Consider the following 21,100-nt stretch of genomic DNA (forward strand, 5'->3'; position numbering starts at 1 on the left):
TGGAATGAATTCCCGGACCGGGTTGCCGACATCCTGATCCTCGTCGGGGCAGGGGCGGGCATCGGGGCGCCGGGGCTCGGCTGGGCGGCGGCGGCGTTTGCGGTGCTCACCGCCTATGTCCGCGAGCTTGGCCGCGCCACCGGCCAGCCGAGCGATTTCTCCGGCCCCATGGCCAAGCAGCATCGCATGGCAACGATAACGGGCGCCGCTATTCTATCGGTGTTTCAGCCGCTCTGGGGTGGCACCAATGAAATCTTGCTTGCCGCGCTATGGCTGATCGCGATCGGCGCCGCGTTCACCGCCCTTCGTCGCGGTCGCCGGCTTGTCGCGGGCTTGAAGAGCGGTGGCAACCGGTCCTGATAGTCGCTCCGACCATTTCGCCGGGCGTACCGAAATTCGCGAAACTGCGCTTGCGGAAAATAAGCGCAGCAATAAAACAGCCGCGTCGCTTCTGTTTTCCCCGAAGCGACCTTGGACTAGCCTCGCTTCGGCGAGGCATTTTTCTTTCTATCGCCCGCTCACAGCAAAGCCGGCTATCGATAGGCCCGTTCTGAAAACACGCTCATGCCGCTGCGCACCAGAAGCTGGTGCACGAGACGCCGGCGCATCGGATTTTCAAGCCGCGCCGCCTTGGAGCCGAGAAACTCGGTCTCGACATGTTCGAAAGCGGCAAGATCGGGAGAGGCGGCGATCGCCCTGGAATATTCAGCGTGAAATGCCCGGCGGCAGACATAGGTCTTGTATTTGGTGATGCAGAAGACCGCGAACTCGCCTTGCTGCTCACGCAGGAAATCGGCGACGCCAACCGTCACCTCCGGCCAAGTAGGGTTGAATGTGTCGTCGAAGGCGATGATGCCATGATCGGTCAGCGTGTCCGCCGCCAGATGCGTGTCGGACATCACGTGATGCAGCATGTGCCCGCCATCGATGCTGAAGAACCGGACCGGCCCCACCTTCGCGAAGATATCCGCGGGCTTCAGAAGCGTGCTGTCACCCTTGATCACCAGCTCTTCAAACACAGGAAGGCCAAGCCGGCGGCCGTTTTCGACAAATTGCAGATATTGCGCGCTGCCCTTCGTCGCACTGTCGAGATCGAAAAGATCGATGGCGACGATTCGTTGCTCGTCACCGCAAATGCGCCGAAAGAGGAAATAGGATCGCCCGTAATAGACGCCGATCTCGGCGATCGCCCCTTCAAAACCGGCCAGAGCCTGATGCTGGAGGATCGCCAGAAACACCAGCGCATCCGGAGGATCGATGTAACCCGCGATCGTTTGAAGATCATGAAAGATAAACTTGCGAATAGCTGCATCCATGCGCGATGTTTTTCCAGATATCTTTGAAGTCTAGTGTAACAGACATAACAAGACACAAAGCATAGACCATGCACGAAAGCTAAAATAAGGCAGTATCATAGGTAGCAAGATTTTCCATCACTACCAGTAATTCCAGTGATATTGTCGACTAGGCATGTGTTGACCATGCATCGCAGGCGAAAAATCCTCATTCGACCGGTCTTCGATCTCGGCTAACGAAATTCGCTAATCGCGTTGGCCAGAAGATGCGGCGAAAACGGCATACAACCCACTTCGTTCTTTTTATCGCCATGTCGTTGGCCTAACTCTGGTGCTGTCCGATTCCAAATCACAGAAGGTGGTGCATGGCAGGTGAAACAGTTCTGGTCGTTGGTGGTGCAGGCTATATCGGCTCCCACACATGTCTCGATCTCGCCAACAAGGGTTTCAAGCCCGTCGTTTACGACAACTTCTCGAACGGGCACCGCGAGTTCGTCAAATGGGGCCCGGCCGAAGAAGGCGATATTAGGGATCGTGCGCGCCTCGACGAGGTTCTGGCCAAGCACAAGCCCGCAGCCATCCTGCATTTCGCGGCCCTGATCGAGGTCGGTGAATCCGTAAAGGACCCGGTTGCCTTCTACGAAAACAACGTCATCGGCACGCTGACCTTGCTGGCAGCGGCCCAGGCGGCCGGCATCAAGGCCTTCGTTTTCTCCTCCACCTGCGCGACCTACGGTCTGCCGCAAAGTGTGCCGCTGGATGAAACCCACCGCCAGGTGCCGATCAACCCCTATGGCCAGACGAAATACATCGTCGAGCAGGCGCTTGCCGATTACGACAAGTACACCGGCTTCCGCTCGGTCGTGCTGCGTTACTTCAATGCCGCCGGCGCCGATTTCGAAGGCCGTATCGGCGAGTGGCATCAGCCGGAAACCCACGCGATCCCGCTCGCGATTGACGCAGCACTCGGCCGGCGCGACGGCTTCAAGGTGTTCGGCAGCGATTACGAGACCCGCGACGGCACCTGCGTGCGAGACTACATCCACGTGCTCGATCTTGCCGACGCGCATGTCCGCGCCGTCGAGCATCTGCTGCGTGGCGGTGAATCGGTTGCGCTCAATCTCGGCACAGGCACCGGCACGACTGTCAAGGAACTGCTCGGCGCGATCGAAGACGTCTCCGCCAAGCCATTCCCCGTCGAATATGTCGGCCGCCGCGAAGGCGATTCGCATACGCTTGTCGCCAACAACGACAAGGCACGCGAAGTGCTTGGCTGGGTGCCGCAGCATGATCTGTCCCAGATCATCCGCTCGGCCTGGAACTGGCACTCGAAATCTAACCATCACTGATTGGCCAGATCGATGACGGGCAAACCGAACATTCTGCTGATCACCGCGGACCAGTGGCGCGGTGATTGCCTCTCGGCACGCAATCATGCCTGCGTCAGGACGCCGAATGTCGATGTGCTGGCGGCCGAAGGCACGCTGTTTGCCCGTCATTACGCTGGTGCCGCGCCGTGTTCGCCGGCGCGCGCCACGCTCTATACCGGCCTCTACCAGATGAACCATCGGGTTTGCCGCAACGGCTCGCCCCTCGATGGCAGGTTCGACAATCTGGCGCTCGCTGCACGCCGTGCCGGCTACGAGCCGACCTTGTTCGGCTACACGGATACGGCGCCCGACCCCCGCGGCATCGATGCCAACGATCCGCATCTGACCACCTATGAAGGCCTGCTGCCCGGCTTTACCGTAAGGCAACTGCTGCCGGAACATGAGAGACAATGGCTATCCTGGCTGCGATCGCGCGGCCATGAGAATGCGACGAACCGCGATATTCACATCCCCTTGGGCGCCCGGCCCGGCGAAATCTCCAACGCGCCAACCGCCTATTCCAAAGACGAGACGCAGACGGCCTTCCTGGCAGGTGAGTTCATTCGCTGGCTGGGCGAACAGGATCGTTCGTGGTTCGCGCACATATCCTTCCTGCGCCCGCATCCGCCCTTTTCAGCGCCGGCGCCCTACAATGACATGTTTTCGCCTGAGGACGGGCCTGCCTTTTCACGCGCGGCTGATCGGGAGAGCGAGCAGGCGTCCCATCCCTATGTCGCCTACGCGATGCAGCGAAACGACAAGGGCAGCTTCATCCACGGCGCGACCGGCCCGGTCGATGACTGGACCGCCGGGGACATCGCAGCCATCCGCGCCATCTATTATGGAATGATCGCCGAGGTGGACGCGCAGCTCGGCCGTATCTGGGCCGCGCTCAAGGATGCCGGCGCCTGGGAAAACACGGTGATCGTCTTCACATCAGATCATGCGGAGATGGCCGGCGATCACTGGACCTTCGGCAAGGGCGGCTTCTTTGACGAGAGCTATCACATCCCGCTGGTCATTCGCGATCCGCGATCGGGTAATCGCGGCGGAACGGTCGAGCACTTCACCAGCGCCGCCGATATCTTTCCGACACTGTGCGAGCGCCTGGACGTCGAGCCGGAAAACGGCCTGGATGGGCAGTCGCTGCTACCCTTTACCGAAGGGAAGGGCGTCGCGAACTGGCGGGATGCTGCCTTCTGGGAGTTCGATTTTCGCGACATCGCCCATCAGCATGCCGAGCGGCATTTCGGCCTGCGATCGAACGAATGCAATCTCGCCGTCGTCAGGGACGAGAATTTCAAATATGTGCATTTCGCCGGCTTGGCGCCGTTGCTCTTCGATCTCAGGAGCGACCCGATGGAGCTACGAAATATCGCGGCCGACCCGGCACTTGCTTCAACACGCCTGACCTACGCGGAAAAACTGCTGTCGCTGCGCGCCCGCCACCTCGACCAGACGCTCGCCTACACAGAGCTGACGGAGAAAGGGCCGGTTCGACACCGGCCCTATTGATCGTCAGGAGAACCGCCCGAGATAATCGAGCTTGCCGACCTGCGCGCCCTTGTTTCGCAGGATCGCGTGCGCCATCGAGATGTGGAAATAGAAATTCGGCAGCGCGAAGCTCAAGACGTAGTCATCGCCACGAAAGACCGTTCTGTTGCCGCCGGGAGAAATGACGACCTCGCGGGTTTCAGCACCATCGAGCGCATCCGGTGACACGGTCGCAAGATAGGCTTCCGTTTTCGCGACACGCGCCCTGAGCTCGGCGATCGTCGTCTCGTTGTCCTCGAATTTCGGCGCGTCCGTACCCGTTAGCCGTGCAATGGCAAGCTTGGCGCTATCGGTGGCCCGCTGGTACTGGCCGGAAAACGGCAGCATATCCGGCGCCAGCCGCGTCGCGACCAGCTCCACGGGATCGATGCCCTTCTCGCTGGCGAAGGCCTCCGCCTTGTCGAGATAGTTGGTCAAGGTTGTCAGGCCGCGCTGAAATACAGGCACTGTCAGGCGATAGATTGAAATAGACATTGCGCTCTCCACCGGGGCCGACGACCAGCCACCGTTTCCGCGACATCATATAGTCAGGCAGCATGTCATTTTCATCGGCCGACGCATCATTATCGGTGTTTTTGGAATGCCCCATCGAGACCGCAATGCTGCACCTAACCATGGGTTGTCGCTCCAAAATAATCTCAAAAAAGGGGTGGCGTATTCCGCCAGCTTTTCTATTCTGCGCGCTTCGCATCGCCCGCCCTGGCTCTGGGAGCTGGGCTTACAGGAACTGACATGCAATTCGTATTCGACGGCCACAACGACGTTCTCCTCCGCCTCTGGACGCATGAGCGGGAGGGCGGCGATCCCATTGCCGAGTTTGCGAACGGAACGGACACCGGCCATATCGACGCGCCGCGTGCCAAGGCAGGCGGCCTGGCCGGTGGCCTTTGCGCCATCTATATCCCGTCGGGCGATCTGGTCTTCGCCGATCCCGACAAGGATGGCCACTACGTCACCCCGCTCGCAGCGCCTCTCGATCCATTGCCATCGCTACGGATCGCCAATGAGATGGCCGCGATCGCCCTGCGCCTCGATCGCGCCGGCGCCTGGCGTCTGTGCCGCACAGTCAAGGACATCCGCAAATCCGTCGATGACGGCGTTTTCGCCGCTGTCATGCATATGGAAGGCTGCGAGGCGATCGGTTCAGATCTGGCCGCGCTGGAAGTCTTCTACGCGGCGGGCCTGCGCTCGCTCGGCCCCGTCTGGAGCCGGCACAACATCTTCGGCCACGGCGTTCCTTTTGCTTTCCCGATGTCGCCGGATACCGGCCTCGGCCTGACCGACGCCGGCTTCGAACTGGTTCGCGAGTGCAATCGCATGGGCATCATGATCGATCTCGCCCACATTACCGAAAAAGGCTTCTGGGATGTGGCGAAGACGACGGACCAGCCGCTCGTCGCCAGCCACTCGAACGTCCATGCGCTGACACCGGTCGCCCGCAACCTGACAGACAGGCAGCTGGACGCGATCAAGGAAAGCCGCGGCCTCGTCGGCCTCAACTATGCGACCGCCATGCTGCGCGACGACGCCCGCTCGGACGGCGACACGCCGCTCAGCGACATGGTTCGCCATATCGACTACCTCGTCGAGCGTATCGGCATTGATTGCGTGGCGCTCGGATCGGACTTCGACGGCGCAACCATACCGGATGAAATCGGCGACGCCTCGGGCAACCAGAAGCTGATTGATGCGCTTCAGCGTGCTGGATATGGTGGCGAGGATTTGAAGAAAATGGCCAGCGAAAACTGGCTTCGAATTCTGTCTTCGGCATGGGGAGAAGAGGCTGCCTGAGACTGCTGACGTGCTTTGACCGAATTCAAGAATGAACAGGGGACGAAAATTATGATGATGACCAGATTGAACCGCAGCTTCCGTGCGCTTTCTGCCGGCGCCGCCCTTTCCATCCTGATGATGGCCGCGCCCGCTGCCTTCGCCGAGACCCCGAAGGATACCCTCGTCGAGGGCTTCGCGATCGACGACATCATCACCATGGATCCGGGCGAAGCTTTCGAGCTCTCGACCGCCGAGATGACCAGCAACACCTACAGCCTGCTCGTGCGCCTCGACATGGCCGACACGTCCAAGGTCAAGGGCGATCTGGCCGAGAGCTGGACCGTTTCTGATGACGGCCTGACCTATACGTTCAAGCTGAAGCCTGGCATGAAGTTCGCCTCGGGCAACCCGATCACCGCCGAAGACGTCGCATGGTCCTTCGAGCGCGCCGTCAAGCTCGACAAGAGCCCCGCCTTCATCATCACCCAGTTCGGCATCACGGGCGACAACGTCACCGAAAAAGCCAAGGCGACCGACGAGAACACCTTCACCTTCACCGTCGACAAGCCATACGCGCCAAGCTTCGTCCTGAACTGCCTCACGGCAACGGTTGCTTCCGTCGTCGACAAGAAGCTGGTTCTCGACCACGTCAAGCCGGTCACCCCGTCGGCCGACTACAAGTACGACAACGATTTCGGCAATGAGTGGCTGAAGACCGGCTATGCCGGCTCCGGCGCCTTCAAGCTGCGCGAATGGCGGGCCAACGAAGTGGTCGTGCTCGAGCGCAACGACAACTACTACGGCGAAAAGGCCAAGCTCGCCCGCGTCATCTATCGCTTCATGAAGGAAAGCTCCGCGCAGCGCTTGGCGCTCGAAGCCGGTGACATCGACATCGCCCGCAACCTGGAGCCGGGCGACCTCGACGCTGTTGCAAAGAACGCCGATCTCGCCAGCGAAAGCGCGCCGAAGGGCACCGTCTACTTCATCAGCCTCAACTCCAAGAACGAGAACCTGAAGAAGCCGGAAGTCCAGGAAGCCTTCAAGTACCTGGTCGACTACGACGCGATTGGCGCCACCCTGATCAAGGGCATCGGCGAAATCCACCAGACCTTCCTGCCGAAGGGCCAGCTCGGCGCGCTTGACGAGAACCCCTACAAGTTCGACGTCGCCAAGGCCAAGGAACTTCTCGCCAAGGCAGGCCTGAAGGACGGCTTCTCGGTCACCATCGACGTGCGCAACACGCAGCCGGTAACCGGTATCGCCGAATCCATCCAGCAGTCGGTCGCCCAGGCCGGCATCAAGATGGAAATCATCCCGGGGGACGGCAAGCAGACGCTGACCAAGTTCCGCGCCCGCACGCACGACATCTACATCGGCCAGTGGGGCTCGGACTACTTCGACCCGAACTCCAACGCCGATACCTTCACCAGCAACCCGGATAACTCCGACGCCGGCACAGTGAAGACGCTCGCTTGGCGCAACACGTTTGAAGCGCCTGAACTGGACAAGGAAGCCAAGGCTGCCCTGCTCGAACGCGACAACGACAAGCGCGCGGCGATGTATCAGGACATCCAGAAGAAGTATCTGGCCAACAGCCCGTTCGTCTTCATCTTCCAGCAGACCGAAGTCGCGGGCTACCGCAAGGGCGTAACGAACTTCAAACTCGGCCCGAGCTTCGACACCAACTATGTCGGCATGATCGGCAAGGAATGATCCGGCAGGATTGATAGATTGAGCATCGTCGAAACAAAGACGGAAGCACGGCCGAAACCCGGCCGTGCTCTTCCTTTTGCGAAGGCTGTGGGCCGTTTTCTGGTCGCCGCCGTCACCACCTATCTCGGCCTTCTGGCCGTGACCTTTTTCATCGGCCGCGTCGTGCCCATCGATCCGGTGCTCGCCATTCTCGGCGACCGCGCGCCCGCCCACGTGGTTGAACGCGTACGGCGCGAAATGGGCTTCGACCTGCCGCTCTACCAGCAGTTCTATATCTACCTCAAAGGGATCCTGGCCGGCGATTTCGGCACCTCGGTACTGACGACCAATCCCGTCATGGTCGATATCAAGCGCGTCTTCCCGGCAACGATCGAACTCGCCACGCTCGGCACCATCATCGGTTCGGTGATCGGCGTGCCGCTCGGCGTCCTCGCCGCCGTCAAGCGCGGCAGCTTCGCCGACCAGATCGTTCGCGTCATCGGCCTCATCGGCTATTCCGTGCCGATCTTCTGGCTGTCGCTGATCTCGCTGGTGATCTTCTATGCCAAGCTACGCTGGGTCGCCTTCCCCGGCCGTATCGACATCGTTTTCGAATACAGCTTCACGCCGGTCACCGGCTTCTACCTGCTCGACAGCGCCATGCAGGGGCAGTGGGACGTCTTCTATGACGTCTTCCGCCACATCATCCTGCCCGCTTCGCTGCTCGGCTATTTCTCGCTCGCCTATATCAGCCGCATGACGCGCAGCTTCATGCTGAACGAGCTTAGCCAGGAATATGTCGTGGCCGCGCGCGCCAAGGGCCTGTCGGAAACCCGGGTGATCTGGGGCCACGCGCTGCGCAACGCCGCGGTGCCGCTCGTCACCGTCATCGCGCTCTCCTATGCCGGTCTGCTCGAAGGTTCGGTCCTGACAGAAACAGTCTTCTCCTGGCCCGGCATCGGCCTCTACATAACCAATTCGCTGCAGAATGCCGACATGAACGCCGTGCTTGGCGGCACCATCATCATCGGCACCGTCTTCATCGGTATCAACCTCTTGTCTGATCTTCTTTATCGGACCCTCGATCCCAGGACCCGAACCCGATGAGCATGCAAGCAAACAACACCGCAACCAATGTCAGACCGATGACCCGCCGCGAGTGGCTGCTCTCCGACCGGCCGCAATCACGCACCCAGGCCCGTCTCGGCCGCGCTTACGTCACTTGGCGGCAGTTTACCGCCAATCGCCTGGCGGTCGTTGGTCTCTTCATCATCATCGCGCTGCTCGTGATGGCCGCCTTCGCCGATGTTCTGGCGACGCACTCGCCCGTCGTCGGCGATCTCCGCAACGCGCGCCTTCTGCCGCCGGGCGCCGAGGGCTATCTTCTCGGTACCGACGACCAGGGCCGTGATATCTATTCGCGCCTGATCTACGGTTCCCGCCTGACGCTGATGGTCGTCGTCCTCGTCGCCATTATCTCGGCGCCGATCGGCCTCCTGGTCGGCACGGTGTCCGGCTATGCCGGCGGCTGGGTCGATGCCGTCCTGATGCGCATCACCGACATCTTCCTCGCCTTCCCGAAGCTCGTCCTGGCGCTCGCCTTCGTCGCAGCACTCGGTCCGGGCATCCAGAACGCCATCATTGCCATTGCCATCACCTCCTGGCCGCCATACGCCCGTATCGCGCGCGCCGAAACCCTGACGGTGCGGCGCTCCGACTATATCTCGGCCGTCCGCCTCATGGGTGCATCGCCGCTGCGCATCGTCGTGCGCCATGTCATGCCGCTCTGCATCTCCTCGCTGATCGTCCGCGTCACGCTCGACATGGCAGGCATCATCCTGACGGCAGCCGGGCTTGGCTTCCTTGGCCTCGGCGCCCAGCCGCCGCTGCCGGAATGGGGCGCGATGATCGCCTCGGGCCGCCGCTTCATCCTCGACCAATGGTGGGTTGCCGCCATGCCGGGGATCGCCATCCTCGTCGTCAGCCTCGGCTTCAATCTGCTTGGAGACGGCCTGCGCGACGCGCTGGACCCGAAGGAGAGCGGCCAATGAGCACGCTTCTCACCGTCAAGAACCTCAAGGTCAGCTACCCCACACGAACCGGCGTTATCGAAGCCGTGCGCGGCGTTTCCTTCACGCTTGGCAAGGAACGCCTGGGCATCGTCGGCGAATCCGGCTCCGGCAAGTCGCAGACCGGCCGCGCCATCATGGGCCTGACGCCGCCGCACGGCATCGTCACGGCCGATACGCTCGACTTCAACGGCATCGACCTCCTGTCGGCCTCGGCCAAGGAGCGCCGGCAGCTGCGCGGCAAGCGCATCGCCATGGTGCTGCAGGATCCGAAGTATTCGCTGGATCCGGTCATGACGATAGGCAAGCAGATCTGCGAGACGCTGAGAACGCACGAGAAGATCGGCAAGGGCGAAGCACGCGATCGCGCGATCGCCATGCTCGAAGCCGTGCAGATCCGCGAGCCGCAGCGCGTCTTCAATCTCTATCCGCATGAAGTTTCGGGCGGCATGGGCCAGCGCGCCATGATCGCCATGATGCTGATCGCAGATCCCGAACTGCTGATCGCCGACGAGCCGACCTCGGCGCTCGACGTGACCGTGCAGCTCGACGTGCTCAGAATCATGGACCGCCTGGTGTCCGAGCGCGGCATGGGCCTGATCTTCGTGTCCCACGATCTGCGCCTCGTCTCCTCCTTCTGCGACCGCGTCATCGTCATGTATGCCGGCAAGGTGGTCGAGGAGCTGAAGGCCTCCGAGCTCAAGAACGCCCAGCATCCCTATACGCAAGGACTTTTGAACTGCATGCCCCAGATCGGCGAAAACAGGCATCCTCTGCCGGTGCTGGACCGCAAGCCGGAGTGGGCCGCATGACAGCAGCCCTTTCCGTCGACAATGTCACCGTCATCTACGACCATTTCCACGCGCTGAAGGATGTCAGCGTCGAGATCGCCGAGGGCCAGTCTTTCGGTCTCGTCGGCGAATCCGGCTCTGGGAAATCCACGCTGCTGCGCGCCGTCGCGGGCCTTGCTCCTGTCAAGAACGGCACGATCAAGATCCACGGCGAGCAGCTCTCTGGTTCCAAGCGCAGCAAGGCCTTCTACCGCAAGGTCCAGATGGTGTTTCAGGACCCCTACGGTTCGCTGCATCCACGCCAGACAATCGACCGGCTGCTGCTGGAGCCGCTGGCGATCCATGGCATCTCGGACAGCGACACGCGTATCGCTCGCGCGCTCGATGAAGTCGGCCTCGGCAACGGCTTCCGTTTCCGCTACCCGCATCAGCTCTCCGGCGGCCAACGCCAGCGCGTCGCCATCGCCCGCGCCTTGATCGTCGAACCGTCGATCCTGCTTCTCGACGAGCCGACTTCAGCGCTGGACGCCTCCGTGCAGGCCGAAGTGCTGAACCTCTTGGAACAGGTCAGGCGGGATCGGAAATTGACCTTCGTCATGGTCAGCCACGATCTCGGCGTCATCACCCACATGTGCGAAAACCTCGCCGTGATGCGCGGTGGCACCGTGGTCGAACGCCTGACAGCCGATCAGCTCGCCAAGGCCGAGGTTCACGAAGACTACACGAAAAGTTTGATGGTCGCGAGCAAGGGCTTCGTGAAAGTCTGAAGCCCAATCTTTTCAAGTAATTGAAATTTTTAGCAATCGGCGGACCGTTAAGAATAACGGTCCGTTAAAACACGACCAATCGACTAGACTATTGACAGCGGCCTTGCTTCTGTCATGATTGCGTTAACGGCTGTTAGCTTTCGTGATCATGGAGATAAAGATGTTCTTTCTCGGCGGCATGACCATGGGTTACTTCGCACCTCCAGCCAAGGCTGCCAAGCGGACAGCTCCGCTGTTCAAGATGGCAAGGCGGGATCGAAAGATCGTTGCGAAGAAGAAGAGCTCCTACAAGGACAGCGCGGTGGAGCGCTCCCTGATCTGGGCCTGGCACACCATCTGTTAGACCGTCCCTATCCGACCGTCCAAGGCAAGACGGATTTTCTCAGCAAGCGACATCTGGTGGAATTTTATCTCTACCATTCAGATAGACTATATAAGAAACTGGGTTCTCAATAAGAGCTGAAAACAGGCGGAGGCAACACATGGCAAACTTGGGTATGTCGCATACTCACGCGGACCACTATCGTTCCGCACGCTCCAAGAAGCCGGAAACGACGCGTGGTCGTTTGCACCTGGCAGTCAATGCGGCGCTGGTCGTGGCCGCATTCACCTTTCTCGCGGCCGTAGTCTGCGGCGTTATCGGTTAGAGCACCGAAAACAAACCCTTTTTCACCGGGCACGGAACCAAAAAGGCACACCATCGTTATCTGGTCAGCAACGACTAAATGGAGATGGCAATGCTTTACTACGCACTCGTATTTCTTGTTGTAGCCCTGATCGCCGGCGTTCTGGGGTTTGGCGGCATCGCAGGCGCGTCAGCATCGATTGCCCAGGTACTGTTCTTCATATTCCTGGTGCTGTTTGTTGTATCGCTTGTCGCGCGGCTCATGCGCCGCGTCTAAATCCAGCATAATCAATGAAATCCGGCGTCCAAAAGGCGCCGGATTTTTCGTGCGTTTGTCACTTGCCGAAACCTCTTGACTTGAATTGTCGCAATAGTGTCCAACTTTCCCGATTGGCTTGACGGGGAGGCGTCGTTCAATCTCACCCACCTCTTTGCCCGGCTGGTCGCAAGATCAAATCTAAATCGATTCGCATTGCCGTTCGATTGCACCTGCCAATGTTTTCAGTGTGGCCGCAAAAGACCGGTATTGTTCATGCGGCAGTCATATTTGGCAGTGCACAACGCAAACCCTACCGACCATAACTTTGTTTGGATCCAGAACCGAACCCATGTCTATTTCCCCCACGTCTCCGAGCCCGTCCCGCGAGTCCGAAACCAAGCAGATCGATCACAACGACTCGATCCGCGCGACCTATATGTCGATCGAAGACATCAGGGCGATGGGTGCATCCGCAGCCACGTCAGGTGTCAACTCGCTGGTCGCTTTCGCACCCTTCGACTTCTTCGCCCGGCATAAGGAGAACGAGAAGGAAATCCTGCGCGTCTACCGCACGACGGCGGCGGATGTGGAGGCCGGCGAGACGATTACCCCGGCCGCCGAGTGGCTTCTGGACAACCACTACATCGTCGAGGAAGCAATCCAGGAAGTCCGCCGCGACTTCCCCAAGCGCTTCTACCGCGAACTGCCGACGATCGATGTGAACGGCACCAAGATCCCGCGCACGCTGGCGCTGGCCTGGCTCTATGTCGCCCACACCCACAGCACCATTTCGCAGGAAAGCCTGACCGCACTGGTCGATGGCTTCCAGGAACATGAAACACTGCGGATCGGCGAGCTCTGGGCGCTACCTTCGCTGGTGCGTTACGTTCTGGTCGAAAACCTGCGCCGCATCTCGATCCGCGTCGAGCGCAGTCGCCGCATGCGCCGCCGCGCCAACGAGGCAGCCGACGAGTTGGTGCGCCTGACCGATCCGGCAAAGGCAGCCGAGTATCTGAAGACGCTCGAGCCGCTTGCCGAGGACAATACCTTCTCGACGCAGTTCCTCTACCGCATGCGCGACGGCTCGCAGACCTCAAGTCTTGCCATCACTTGGCTGGATGAGCGCCTTGAGGCGCTGGGCCGTGACACCGAAGCGACGACGATGGCCGAACACAGCCGTCTCTCCTCCGGCAATGTCACGATGGGCAACATCATTCGCAGCTTGCGCGAGATCGACGACACCGAATGGTCCGTGTGGGTCGAGCAGGTCAGCCACGTCGACAAGTTGCTCTGGGACAATTCCGACTACGGTCTTCTCGATTCCGGCTCGCGCAACAAGTATCGCAAGCAGATCGAAAAGCTCGCCAAGCGCTCCACCATGACCGAAATGGAGATCGCGCAGCTCGCGCTCGACATGACGGATGAAGCCAAGGCATCTGCCGACGAGCAACCCCATGAGCCGAACGTTGGCGCATTCCTGGCCGGCGCACAGCGTCCGAAGCTGGAAGCAAGAGCGACCTACAGCCCGACGCTGGTGCAGCATTTCGTTCGCGCCGTCCGCCGGTTCAACTGGCTGTCGATCGCGGTACCGGTACTGCTCCTGACCATTCTCGCGATGGTTATCGTCGGCCACTTCATGGCGAGCGCCGGCATGGCGCCGATCGCCATCATCCTGCTCCTGATCATGTTCTCGCTGCCGGCATCGGAAGGCGCGACGGGTCTCTTCAACACCGTGCTCTCCTTCTTCGTCACGCCGGCGCGCCTGGTGGGATACGAGTTCAAGGAAGGTATTCCGGAGGACGCCCGCACGCTTCTGGTCGTTCCCTGCCTGATCTCGAACCGCGACAGCGTCGACGAACTCGTCCGCAACATCGAGGTTCATTATCTCGCCAACCCGCGCGGCGAAATCTACTTCGCGCTTCTCAGCGACTGGCCGGACAGCCAGGTCGAGGAGACGGCCGCCGATCTCGAAGTTCTCGACTACGCGCGTCGCGAAGTCGCAAACCTCTCGGCGCGCTATGCCTATGACGGCAAGACCCGCTTCTACCTGCTGCACCGCCGCCGCCTCTACAATCCGTCGGAAGGCGCGTGGATGGGCTGGGAGCGCAAGCGCGGCAAGCTGCACGAGCTGAACCTGCTCCTGCGCGGCGACCGCGACACGACCTATTTGCCGGGCGCCAATGTCGTGCCTGAAAACGTGCAGTACGTGATGACGCTCGACGCCGATACGCGTCTCATGCGCGACGCCGTCACCAAGCTCGTCGGCAAGCTCTATCACCCGACCAACCGCCCCGTGATCAACCCGGAAACCGGGCGCGTCGAAAGCGGCTATGGCGTCTTGCAGCCGCGCGTGACGCCGTCTCTGACGACGGGCAAGGATGCATCGGTCTTCCAGCGCGTCTTCTCGATCAACCGCGGTCTGGACCCTTACGTCTTCACCGTCTCCGACGTCTATCAGGACCTCGCGGGCGAGGGCACCTTCACCGGCAAGGGCCTCTACCACGTCGACGCCTTCGAAGCGGCCCTGAAGGGACGCATCGAGGAAAACTCGGTTCTCAGCCACGACCTGCTCGAAGGCTCGATGGCGCGTTGCGCGCTTGTGACCGACCTCGAACTCGTCGAGGATTTCCCGACCCGCTACGAAGTCGAAACCTCGCGCCAGCATCGCTGGGCGCGTGGCGACTGGCAGCTGCTGCCTTACATGTTCAGCACCAAGCACGGCGTCACCGCGCTCGGCCGCTGGAAGATGTTCGACAACCTGCGCCGCTCGCTGACCCCGATCGCCTGGTTCTTCGCCTCCGTGCTTGGCTGGTACTTCATGGATCCGCTCGGCGCCCTGATCTGGCAGATCGTCCTGATCTTCTGCCTGTTCGTTGCACCGACACTGTCGCTGATCAACGGCATCATTCCGCGCACCAGCGATATCGTCGCGCGCGCCCACCTCTACACCGTATGGTCCGACATCCGTGCCGCCAACGCGCAGGTGGCGCTCCGCATCGTCTTCATAGCCGACGGCGCCTGCATGATGGCGGATGCCATCGGCCGCTCGCTCTACCGCCTCTTCGTCAGCCACAAGCTGATGCTGCAGTGGAAAACCGCAGCCAGCGTTCAGGCCGGCAAGCAGGGTACGATCTGGTCCTACTACAAGGCCATGTGGCACGCACCAGTGCTTGCAGTGCTTGGCCTCGCCTTCGCCGTCGTCTCCGGCGACAAGGCGTATCTGGTCGGCATCCCGTTCGTTGCGCTCTGGATTCTCTCCCCGCTGGTCGCCTACTATGTCAGCCAGTCGGCGGAAACCGAAGATCGCCTCGAGGTCGCCGAATCCGTATCGAACGATCTGCGCAAGATCGCACGCCGCACCTGGCGCTATTTCGACACCTTCACCACGGCCGAACAGAACTATCTGCCGCCTGACAACGTCCAGGAAACGCCGCACGTCATCGTCGCGACACGCACGTCTCCAACCAACATCGGCGTCTACCTCCTGTCCGTGGTCTCGGGCCGCCAGTTCGGCTGGTTCTCCTTCGAGGAAACGATCGAGCGCCTCGAACAGACGATCGCCACCATCGACAAGATGGAGAAATTCCGTGGTCACCTCTTCAACTGGTACCACACCGATACGCTGGAAACGCTTGGACCGCGCTACGTCTCCGCCGTCGACAGCGGCAACCTCGCCGGTCACCTGATCGCGATCTCGTCCGCCTGCCGCAACTGGGCCGAAGCCCCGTCCGCGCACATGCAGGGCAGCCTCGACGGCGTCGGCGACACGGCAGGCATTCTGGCCGAAGTGCTGGCCGACCTGCCGGATGATCGCAAGACCGTGCGTCCGCTACGCCGCCGCCTGGAAGAGCGCATCATCGGCTTCCAGAACGCGCTCGCCGCCGTCAAACGCGAGCATGAGTTCGCGTCGATCCGCATCATCAACCTCTCGGTTCTCGCACGCGACATCCAGAAGCTCGCGGCCAACCTCGATCACGAGGTGAAGTCGGCACTCAGCGCCGAGGTCACCCAGTGGGCCGAGGCGTTGGTCAAGGTTTGCGAAGCCCATATCTCGGACAGCACCTTCGATCTCGCCAATATCGATGCTCTGCGCCCGCGCCTGATCGCGCTGCGCGACAAGGCCCGCGATCTGGCCTTCTCGATGGACTTCGGCTTCCTCTTCCGTCCCGAGCGTCGTCTTCTGTCGATCGGCTACCGCGTCGAAAGCGGTGAGCTCGATCAGGCCTGCTACGACCTTCTCGCTTCCGAATGCCGCCTCACCAGTCTCTTCGGCATCGCCAAGGGCGATCTGCCGACCGAACACTGGTATCGCCTCGGCCGCCAGGTCGTGCCGGTAGGCTCGCGCGGCGCGCTGGTCTCCTGGTCCGGCTCGATGTTCGAGTATCTGATGCCGCCACTCGTCATGCAGGAGCGTGGCGGCGGTATCCTCAACCAGACCAACAATCTGGTCGTGGTAGAACAGATGAACTACGCCCGCAAGCTGGGCATTCCGTGGGGCATCTCGGAAGCGGCCTTCAACGCCCGCGACCATAACCTCAACTACCAGTACACGAACTTCGGCGTGCCGACGCTCGGCCTGAAGCGCGGTCTCGGCCACAACGCCGTCATCGCCCCTTACGCCTCGATTCTCGCCAGCCAGTACAATCCGCCGGCGGCTATCGAGAACCTCGAACGCCTGCGCAAGCTCGGCGCGCTCGGCAAATACGGCTTCCACGACGCCGTGGACTTCACGCCGACCCGCGTGCCCGAGGGCAAGACCTGCGCGGTGGTCTACAACTACTATGCCCACCACCATGGCATGTCGATCGCGGCCGTCGCCAACGTCGCCTTCAACGGTCACCTGCGCGAACTCTTCCACTCCGATCCTGTTATCGAAGCGGCAGAACTGATGCTCCAGGAAAAGGCACCCCGCGACATTCCCGTCATGAGCGGCAAGCACGAATCCGACACCCCGGCCAGCATCCAGGACGACCTGCTGCGTCCGGAGATCCGCAAGATCTACGATCCGGCCGCGCGCGACCGCGAACTCGTCTTCCTGTCCAACGGCCACTACTCGATGATGCTGACCGCCACCGGTGCCGGTTACTCGCGCTGGAACGGCCAGTCCGTTTCCCGTTGGAAGCCCGATCCGACCGAGGATCGCTGGGGCACCTTCATCTTCCTGCGCGACACCGCCACCAACGAATGGTGGTCAGCGACGGCGGAGCCGAAGAGCATCGAAGGCGAGCAGGTCAAGGTTCTCTTCGCCGATGAAAAGGCGGAATTCACCAAGACCGTCGGTGAGCTCACCAGTGAAGTCGAGGTCATCGTCGCCACCGAGCACGACGCCGAGGGCCGCCGCCTGACGCTGCTCAACACCGGCACGGAAGATCGCTTCATCGAAGTGACCTCCTATCTCGAACCAGTGCTCACCAACGACGATACCGACAACGCACATCCGGCCTTCGCCCGCATGTTCGTGAAGACGGAGATCGGCAAGCGCGGCGACGTTATCCGCGTCGAGCGCAACAAGCGCGACGGCAACGAGCCGAATATCGCGGTCGCGCATCTGATCGTCGATAACGCCGGCGCGACGCGCCACACCGAATTCGAAACCGACCGCCGCAAGTTCCTCGGCCGCGGCCGCAGCCTTGCAAACGCTGCCGCCTTCGACCAGGGCGCGACGCTCTCGGGCACCGACGGCTTCACCCTCGATCCAGTACTGTCGCTGCGCCGCACGGTCCGTGTTCCTGCTGGCAAGAAGGTCAGCGTCATTTTCTGGACCATCGCGGCGCCATCGCGTAACGAAGTGGACCAGGCAGTCGATCGCTATCGCCACGCCGATGCCTTCAACCACGAGCTCGTCCAGGCCTGGACGCGCACGCAGGTGCAGATGCGCCATGTCGGCGTCACCTCGCAGCAGGCATCCGCCTTCCAGCATCTCGGCCGCCACCTCGTCTACCCCGACATGTATCTGCGTGCAGATACGGCCGCGGTTCAGGCAGGCATGCAGTCGCAGTCCTCGCTTTGGCCGCTGGCGATTTCGGGCGATTTCCCGATCTTCACCCTGCGCATCAACGACGACATGGATCTGGATATCGCAAGGGAAGCGCTGCTGGCACAGGAATACCTGCGCTCGCGCGGCGTCACCGCCGATCTGGTGATCATGAACGAGCGTGCCTCCTCCTACGCACAGGACATGCAGCACGCCGTCGACCAGATGGCCGAGAACGTCCGTCGTCTTGGCCAGGCCGATGGCCTGCGCCAGCACATCTTCACGGTCCGCAAGGATCTGATGGAGGAATCGACCTACCACGCGCTGATCTCGGCATCCCGTGTCACCTTCCATGCCAAGAACGGCAAGATCATCGATCAGATCAATCGTGCCGTGGCACTGTTTGCGCCGACCAAGGAAGAGCAGCAGGAACTTGAGAAGCTCAACGCCACGAAGTCTCGTGCCAAGCGCACGGCACCGGTCGCCAAGGCGCAGGTCCCGGCACTGGTCATCGAAGAGCATGGCGACCTGAACTTCTGGAACGGCATCGGCGGCTTCTCCGGCGACGGACGCGAGTATGTCGTCCGCATCCCGGGCGGCCATGCCACCCCGCAGCCATGGATCAACGTGATCTCGAACGAGAACTTCGGTTTCCACGTCGCGGCCGAAGGCGCCGGTTTCACGTGGAGCACCAACTCGCGTGACTACCAGCTGACCCCTTGGACCAACGATGCAGTCATCAACCGGCCGGGCGAAGCAATCTATGTAATGGATCGCGACAACGGAACCGTGATGACGCCGTTTGCCGCCTTGTCCGACCGTCAGGACATCCAGTTCGAAGCCCGCCATGGCCTCGGCTACTCGGTCTTCTCCAGCGTCCAGAACGACGTTTCTCTGGAGTTGACGCAGACGGTCGATCGCGAACGGCCGGTAAAGCTGCAGCGCTTGCGCCTGCGCAACAACGGCAGCAGCCAGCGCAAGCTGCGTCTCTACGGCTACGTCGAGTGGGTGCTCGGCAACAATCCGCAGAAGACGGCGCCGTTTATTCTCTCCGAGCACGACGCCGAGACCGGCGCCCTGTTTGCGAGCAACAACTACAGCATCGACTACTCCTCGCGCGTGGCCTTCTTCGCCGCCAGCGAGACACTGTCGGGCTACACGGCAAGCCGCCGGGAGTTCATCGGCAAGGCGGGCACCATCAAGGCTCCAGCAGCCTTGAATCCGGCTACCGTTTTGTCGAGCAACATCGATCTGGATGGTGATCCGGCAGCGGCTCTCGCAATCGACATCGATCTCGCCGCCGGCGAGGAGCGGGATGTCATCCTTTATCTCGGCGATACCGCGACGAAGGAAGAGGCCCGGGCTTTCATCGCAGATATCCGCAAGGCGTCCTTCGACGGCGCGGTTCAGGCAAACCGGGACTTCTGGCACGCCTTCACCGGCAAGCTGCAGATCTCGACCCCAGATCAAGGCATGAACACCCTGATCAACACCTGGCTCCCCTACCAGAGCCTCGGCTGCCGCATCATGGCACGCACGGCCTTCTATCAGGCCAGCGGCGCCTTCGGCTTCCGCGACCAGCTGCAGGATACGTTGGCTTTCGTGCTGCACGAGCCGTCGATTGCCCGCAAGCAGATCGTCAACGCCGCCTCGCGCCAGTTCCGTGAGGGTGATGTCCAGCATTGGTGGCTGCCCGGAACGGGCGCCGGCGTTCGCACGTTGATCTCCGATGACGTGGTCTGGCTGGCCTATGCCATCCACCACTATTGCACGGTGACCGGCGACAAGAGCGTTCTCGACGACGAGCTCGCCTTCATCGAGGGCCCGGCGCTTCTTCAGGGACAGCACGATTCGTTCTACCGCCCGGAAAAATCCGAGGACAAGGTGAGCGTCTACGAGCATGCCGCCATCGCGCTCGATCTCGCCATCGCCCGCAAGGGAGCGAACGGCCTGCCGCTGTTCCTCGGCGGCGACTGGAACGACGGCATGAACCGCGTCGGCATCGGCGGCAAGGGCACGAGCGTCTGGCTCGGCTGGTTCCTCGCCGGCGCGCTGCGCTCCTTCAGCGCCTTCGCCGCCGAACGTGGCGACACGGCCCGCGTCGAACGCTGGCGTAAGCACCTAACCGAACTCAAGGCAGCGCTTGAAACCGCCGCCTGGGATGGTGCCCACTACCGCCGCGGCACCTTCGATGACGGCAGCCTGCTCGGTTCGAAGGAAAGCCTGGAATGCCAGATCGATTCGATCGCGCAGTCCTGGAGCGTGCTGTCAGGGGAGGGCGATCCGGCCCATGCCGCAAAGGCCATGGATTCGGTCCTCGCCAAGCTCGTCGACATGGACGCGCGCATCATCCGCCTGTTCACGCCGCCCTTCGCCAACTCCGCCAAGGATCCCGGCTACATCAAGGCCTATCCGCCCGGCGTTCGCGAAAACGGCGGCCAGTACACCCATGCGGCCACCTGGGTCGTCATGGCGCTGGCCGAGCTCAATCGCGGCGACGACGCGCTGCGTTGCTTCGACCTCCTGAACCCGATCAGCCACGCCAAGGACCCAGCCTCCGCCGAGCACTACCGCGTGGAACCCTATGTCATCGCCGCCGACGTCTATGGCGACGGCGCCTTGACCGGTCGTGGTGGCTGGACCTGGTACACCGGTTCTGCCGGTTGGCTCTATCGCGCGGCGGTCGAGGGCATCCTCGGAATCCGGCTCAAGAACGGCCGTATCCATGTGAAGCCATCGTTGCCGACAACGTGGGAGGGCTTCTCCGCGGAAATCGAGCACGCGGGAGCTAAATACCTCATTTCGGTCTCAAAATCGTCCCATCCAAGGGGCTACGATTTGACCATCAACGGACGTCAAGTCACCGATCCCGATGAGGGATATCCGGTCGGATAACCGCACTTTTCATGCAAACCATCCGGCGATTCGTTG

General features: G+C 61.5%; 14 protein-coding genes and 1 pseudogene. 13 read left to right on the top strand and 2 right to left on the bottom strand.

The annotated features are described in order from the left end of the window. A pseudogene (locus tag B3605_RS10510) lies at positions 1–360 on the top strand (CDP-alcohol phosphatidyltransferase family protein); the annotation flags it as partial. A 173-nt stretch (positions 361–533) separates the two neighbouring features. Here the strand turns inward: B3605_RS10510 and B3605_RS10515 are convergent. Further along, a complete protein-coding gene (locus B3605_RS10515) occupies positions 534–1,316 on the bottom strand; it encodes a class I SAM-dependent methyltransferase (protein ID WP_112942649.1) in 783 nt (260 codons plus the stop codon). Between the two features lie 344 nt (positions 1,317–1,660). Between B3605_RS10515 and galE the strand changes: the two genes are divergently transcribed. Both galE and B3605_RS10525 read left to right on the top strand, forming a co-directional pair. Further along, the gene (galE, locus tag B3605_RS10520) at positions 1,661–2,644 is read left to right on the top strand and encodes a UDP-glucose 4-epimerase GalE (protein ID WP_018901079.1); all 984 of its coding nucleotides are present in this window, start codon (positions 1,661–1,663) and stop codon (positions 2,642–2,644) included. A 12-nt stretch (positions 2,645–2,656) separates the two neighbouring features. Continuing rightward, complete coding sequence (locus B3605_RS10525) at positions 2,657–4,180, top strand: alkaline phosphatase family protein (RefSeq protein ID WP_112942648.1); 1,524 nt, start codon at positions 2,657–2,659, stop codon at positions 4,178–4,180. Between the two features lie 3 nt (positions 4,181–4,183). Here the strand turns inward: B3605_RS10525 and B3605_RS10530 are convergent, their stop codons facing one another. Further along, the gene (locus tag B3605_RS10530) at positions 4,184–4,693 is read right to left on the bottom strand and encodes a DUF1993 domain-containing protein (RefSeq protein ID WP_112942647.1); all 510 of its coding nucleotides are present in this window, start codon (positions 4,691–4,693) and stop codon (positions 4,184–4,186) included. Between the two features lie 258 nt (positions 4,694–4,951). On the opposite strand from B3605_RS10530, the gene B3605_RS10535 reads away from it, so the two are divergent. The 10 genes from B3605_RS10535 to B3605_RS10580 all read left to right on the top strand — a co-directional run bounded on the left by B3605_RS10535 (position 4,952) and on the right by B3605_RS10580 (position 21,064). Next, entirely contained in the window at positions 4,952–6,010 is a 1,059-nt protein-coding gene (locus tag B3605_RS10535) for a dipeptidase (protein ID WP_112942646.1), read from the top strand. A gap of 51 nt (positions 6,011–6,061) precedes the next feature. Next, positions 6,062–7,705: an ABC transporter substrate-binding protein gene (locus B3605_RS10540; RefSeq protein WP_047509073.1), complete on the top strand. Its 1,644-nt coding sequence runs from the start codon at positions 6,062–6,064 to the stop codon at positions 7,703–7,705. An 18-nt stretch (positions 7,706–7,723) separates the two neighbouring features. Continuing rightward, complete coding sequence (locus B3605_RS10545) at positions 7,724–8,791, top strand: ABC transporter permease (protein WP_112942645.1); 1,068 nt, start codon at positions 7,724–7,726, stop codon at positions 8,789–8,791. Continuing rightward, a complete protein-coding gene (locus B3605_RS10550) occupies positions 8,788–9,735 on the top strand; it encodes an ABC transporter permease (protein ID WP_183795287.1) in 948 nt (315 codons plus the stop codon). The genes B3605_RS10545 and B3605_RS10550 overlap by 4 nt, the downstream gene beginning before the upstream one ends. After that, positions 9,732–10,565 carry an ABC transporter ATP-binding protein gene (locus B3605_RS10555; RefSeq protein ID WP_112942644.1) on the top strand — a complete coding sequence of 278 codons (834 nt, stop codon included), beginning with the start codon at positions 9,732–9,734 and terminating at the stop codon, positions 10,563–10,565. The genes B3605_RS10550 and B3605_RS10555 overlap by 4 nt, the downstream gene beginning before the upstream one ends. Then, complete coding sequence (locus B3605_RS10560; protein ID WP_018901087.1) at positions 10,562–11,311, top strand: ABC transporter ATP-binding protein; 750 nt, start codon at positions 10,562–10,564, stop codon at positions 11,309–11,311. Before B3605_RS10555 ends, B3605_RS10560 begins: the two co-directional genes overlap by 4 nt. 160 nt (positions 11,312–11,471) lie before the next feature. Continuing rightward, positions 11,472–11,654 carry a hypothetical protein gene (locus B3605_RS10565; protein ID WP_112942643.1) on the top strand — a complete coding sequence of 61 codons (183 nt, stop codon included), beginning with the start codon at positions 11,472–11,474 and terminating at the stop codon, positions 11,652–11,654. Between the two features lie 139 nt (positions 11,655–11,793). Beyond that, positions 11,794–11,958 carry a hypothetical protein gene (locus B3605_RS10570; RefSeq protein ID WP_183795285.1) on the top strand — a complete coding sequence of 55 codons (165 nt, stop codon included), beginning with the start codon at positions 11,794–11,796 and terminating at the stop codon, positions 11,956–11,958. A gap of 90 nt (positions 11,959–12,048) precedes the next feature. Continuing rightward, entirely contained in the window at positions 12,049–12,213 is a 165-nt protein-coding gene (locus tag B3605_RS10575; RefSeq protein ID WP_018901089.1) for a DUF1328 domain-containing protein, read from the top strand. 331 nt (positions 12,214–12,544) lie between these two features. Beyond that, entirely contained in the window at positions 12,545–21,064 is an 8,520-nt protein-coding gene (locus tag B3605_RS10580; RefSeq protein ID WP_296433748.1) for a GH36-type glycosyl hydrolase domain-containing protein, read from the top strand. The last annotated feature ends 36 nt before the right edge of the window (positions 21,065–21,100 follow it).

Origin of the sequence: Rhizobium sp. UBA1881 (assembly GCF_002338015.1) — a bacterium.
Taxonomy (GTDB): domain Bacteria; phylum Pseudomonadota; class Alphaproteobacteria; order Rhizobiales; family Rhizobiaceae; genus Rhizobium.

Excerpts from the sequence above, each read along its gene's own strand:
- galE (WP_018901079.1), top strand. The coding sequence starts at position 1,661 with ATGGCAGGTGAAACAGTTCTGGTCGTTGGTGGTGCAGGCTATATCGGC.
- B3605_RS10580 (WP_296433748.1), top strand. The coding sequence starts at position 12,545 with ATGTCTATTTCCCCCACGTCTCCGAGCCCGTCCCGCGAGTCCGAAACC.
- B3605_RS10570 (WP_183795285.1), top strand. The coding sequence starts at position 11,794 with ATGGCAAACTTGGGTATGTCGCATACTCACGCGGACCACTATCGTTCC.
- B3605_RS10575 (WP_018901089.1), top strand. The coding sequence starts at position 12,049 with ATGCTTTACTACGCACTCGTATTTCTTGTTGTAGCCCTGATCGCCGGC.
- B3605_RS10515 (WP_112942649.1), bottom strand. The coding sequence starts at position 1,316 with ATGGATGCAGCTATTCGCAAGTTTATCTTTCATGATCTTCAAACGATC.
- B3605_RS10560 (WP_018901087.1), top strand. The coding sequence starts at position 10,562 with ATGACAGCAGCCCTTTCCGTCGACAATGTCACCGTCATCTACGACCAT.
- B3605_RS10555 (WP_112942644.1), top strand. The coding sequence starts at position 9,732 with ATGAGCACGCTTCTCACCGTCAAGAACCTCAAGGTCAGCTACCCCACA.
- B3605_RS10550 (WP_183795287.1), top strand. The coding sequence starts at position 8,788 with ATGAGCATGCAAGCAAACAACACCGCAACCAATGTCAGACCGATGACC.
- B3605_RS10535 (WP_112942646.1), top strand. The coding sequence starts at position 4,952 with ATGCAATTCGTATTCGACGGCCACAACGACGTTCTCCTCCGCCTCTGG.
- B3605_RS10525 (WP_112942648.1), top strand. The coding sequence starts at position 2,657 with ATGACGGGCAAACCGAACATTCTGCTGATCACCGCGGACCAGTGGCGC.
- B3605_RS10565 (WP_112942643.1), top strand. The coding sequence starts at position 11,472 with ATGTTCTTTCTCGGCGGCATGACCATGGGTTACTTCGCACCTCCAGCC.
- B3605_RS10540 (WP_047509073.1), top strand. The coding sequence starts at position 6,062 with ATGATGATGACCAGATTGAACCGCAGCTTCCGTGCGCTTTCTGCCGGC.
- B3605_RS10530 (WP_112942647.1), bottom strand. The coding sequence starts at position 4,693 with ATGTCTATTTCAATCTATCGCCTGACAGTGCCTGTATTTCAGCGCGGC.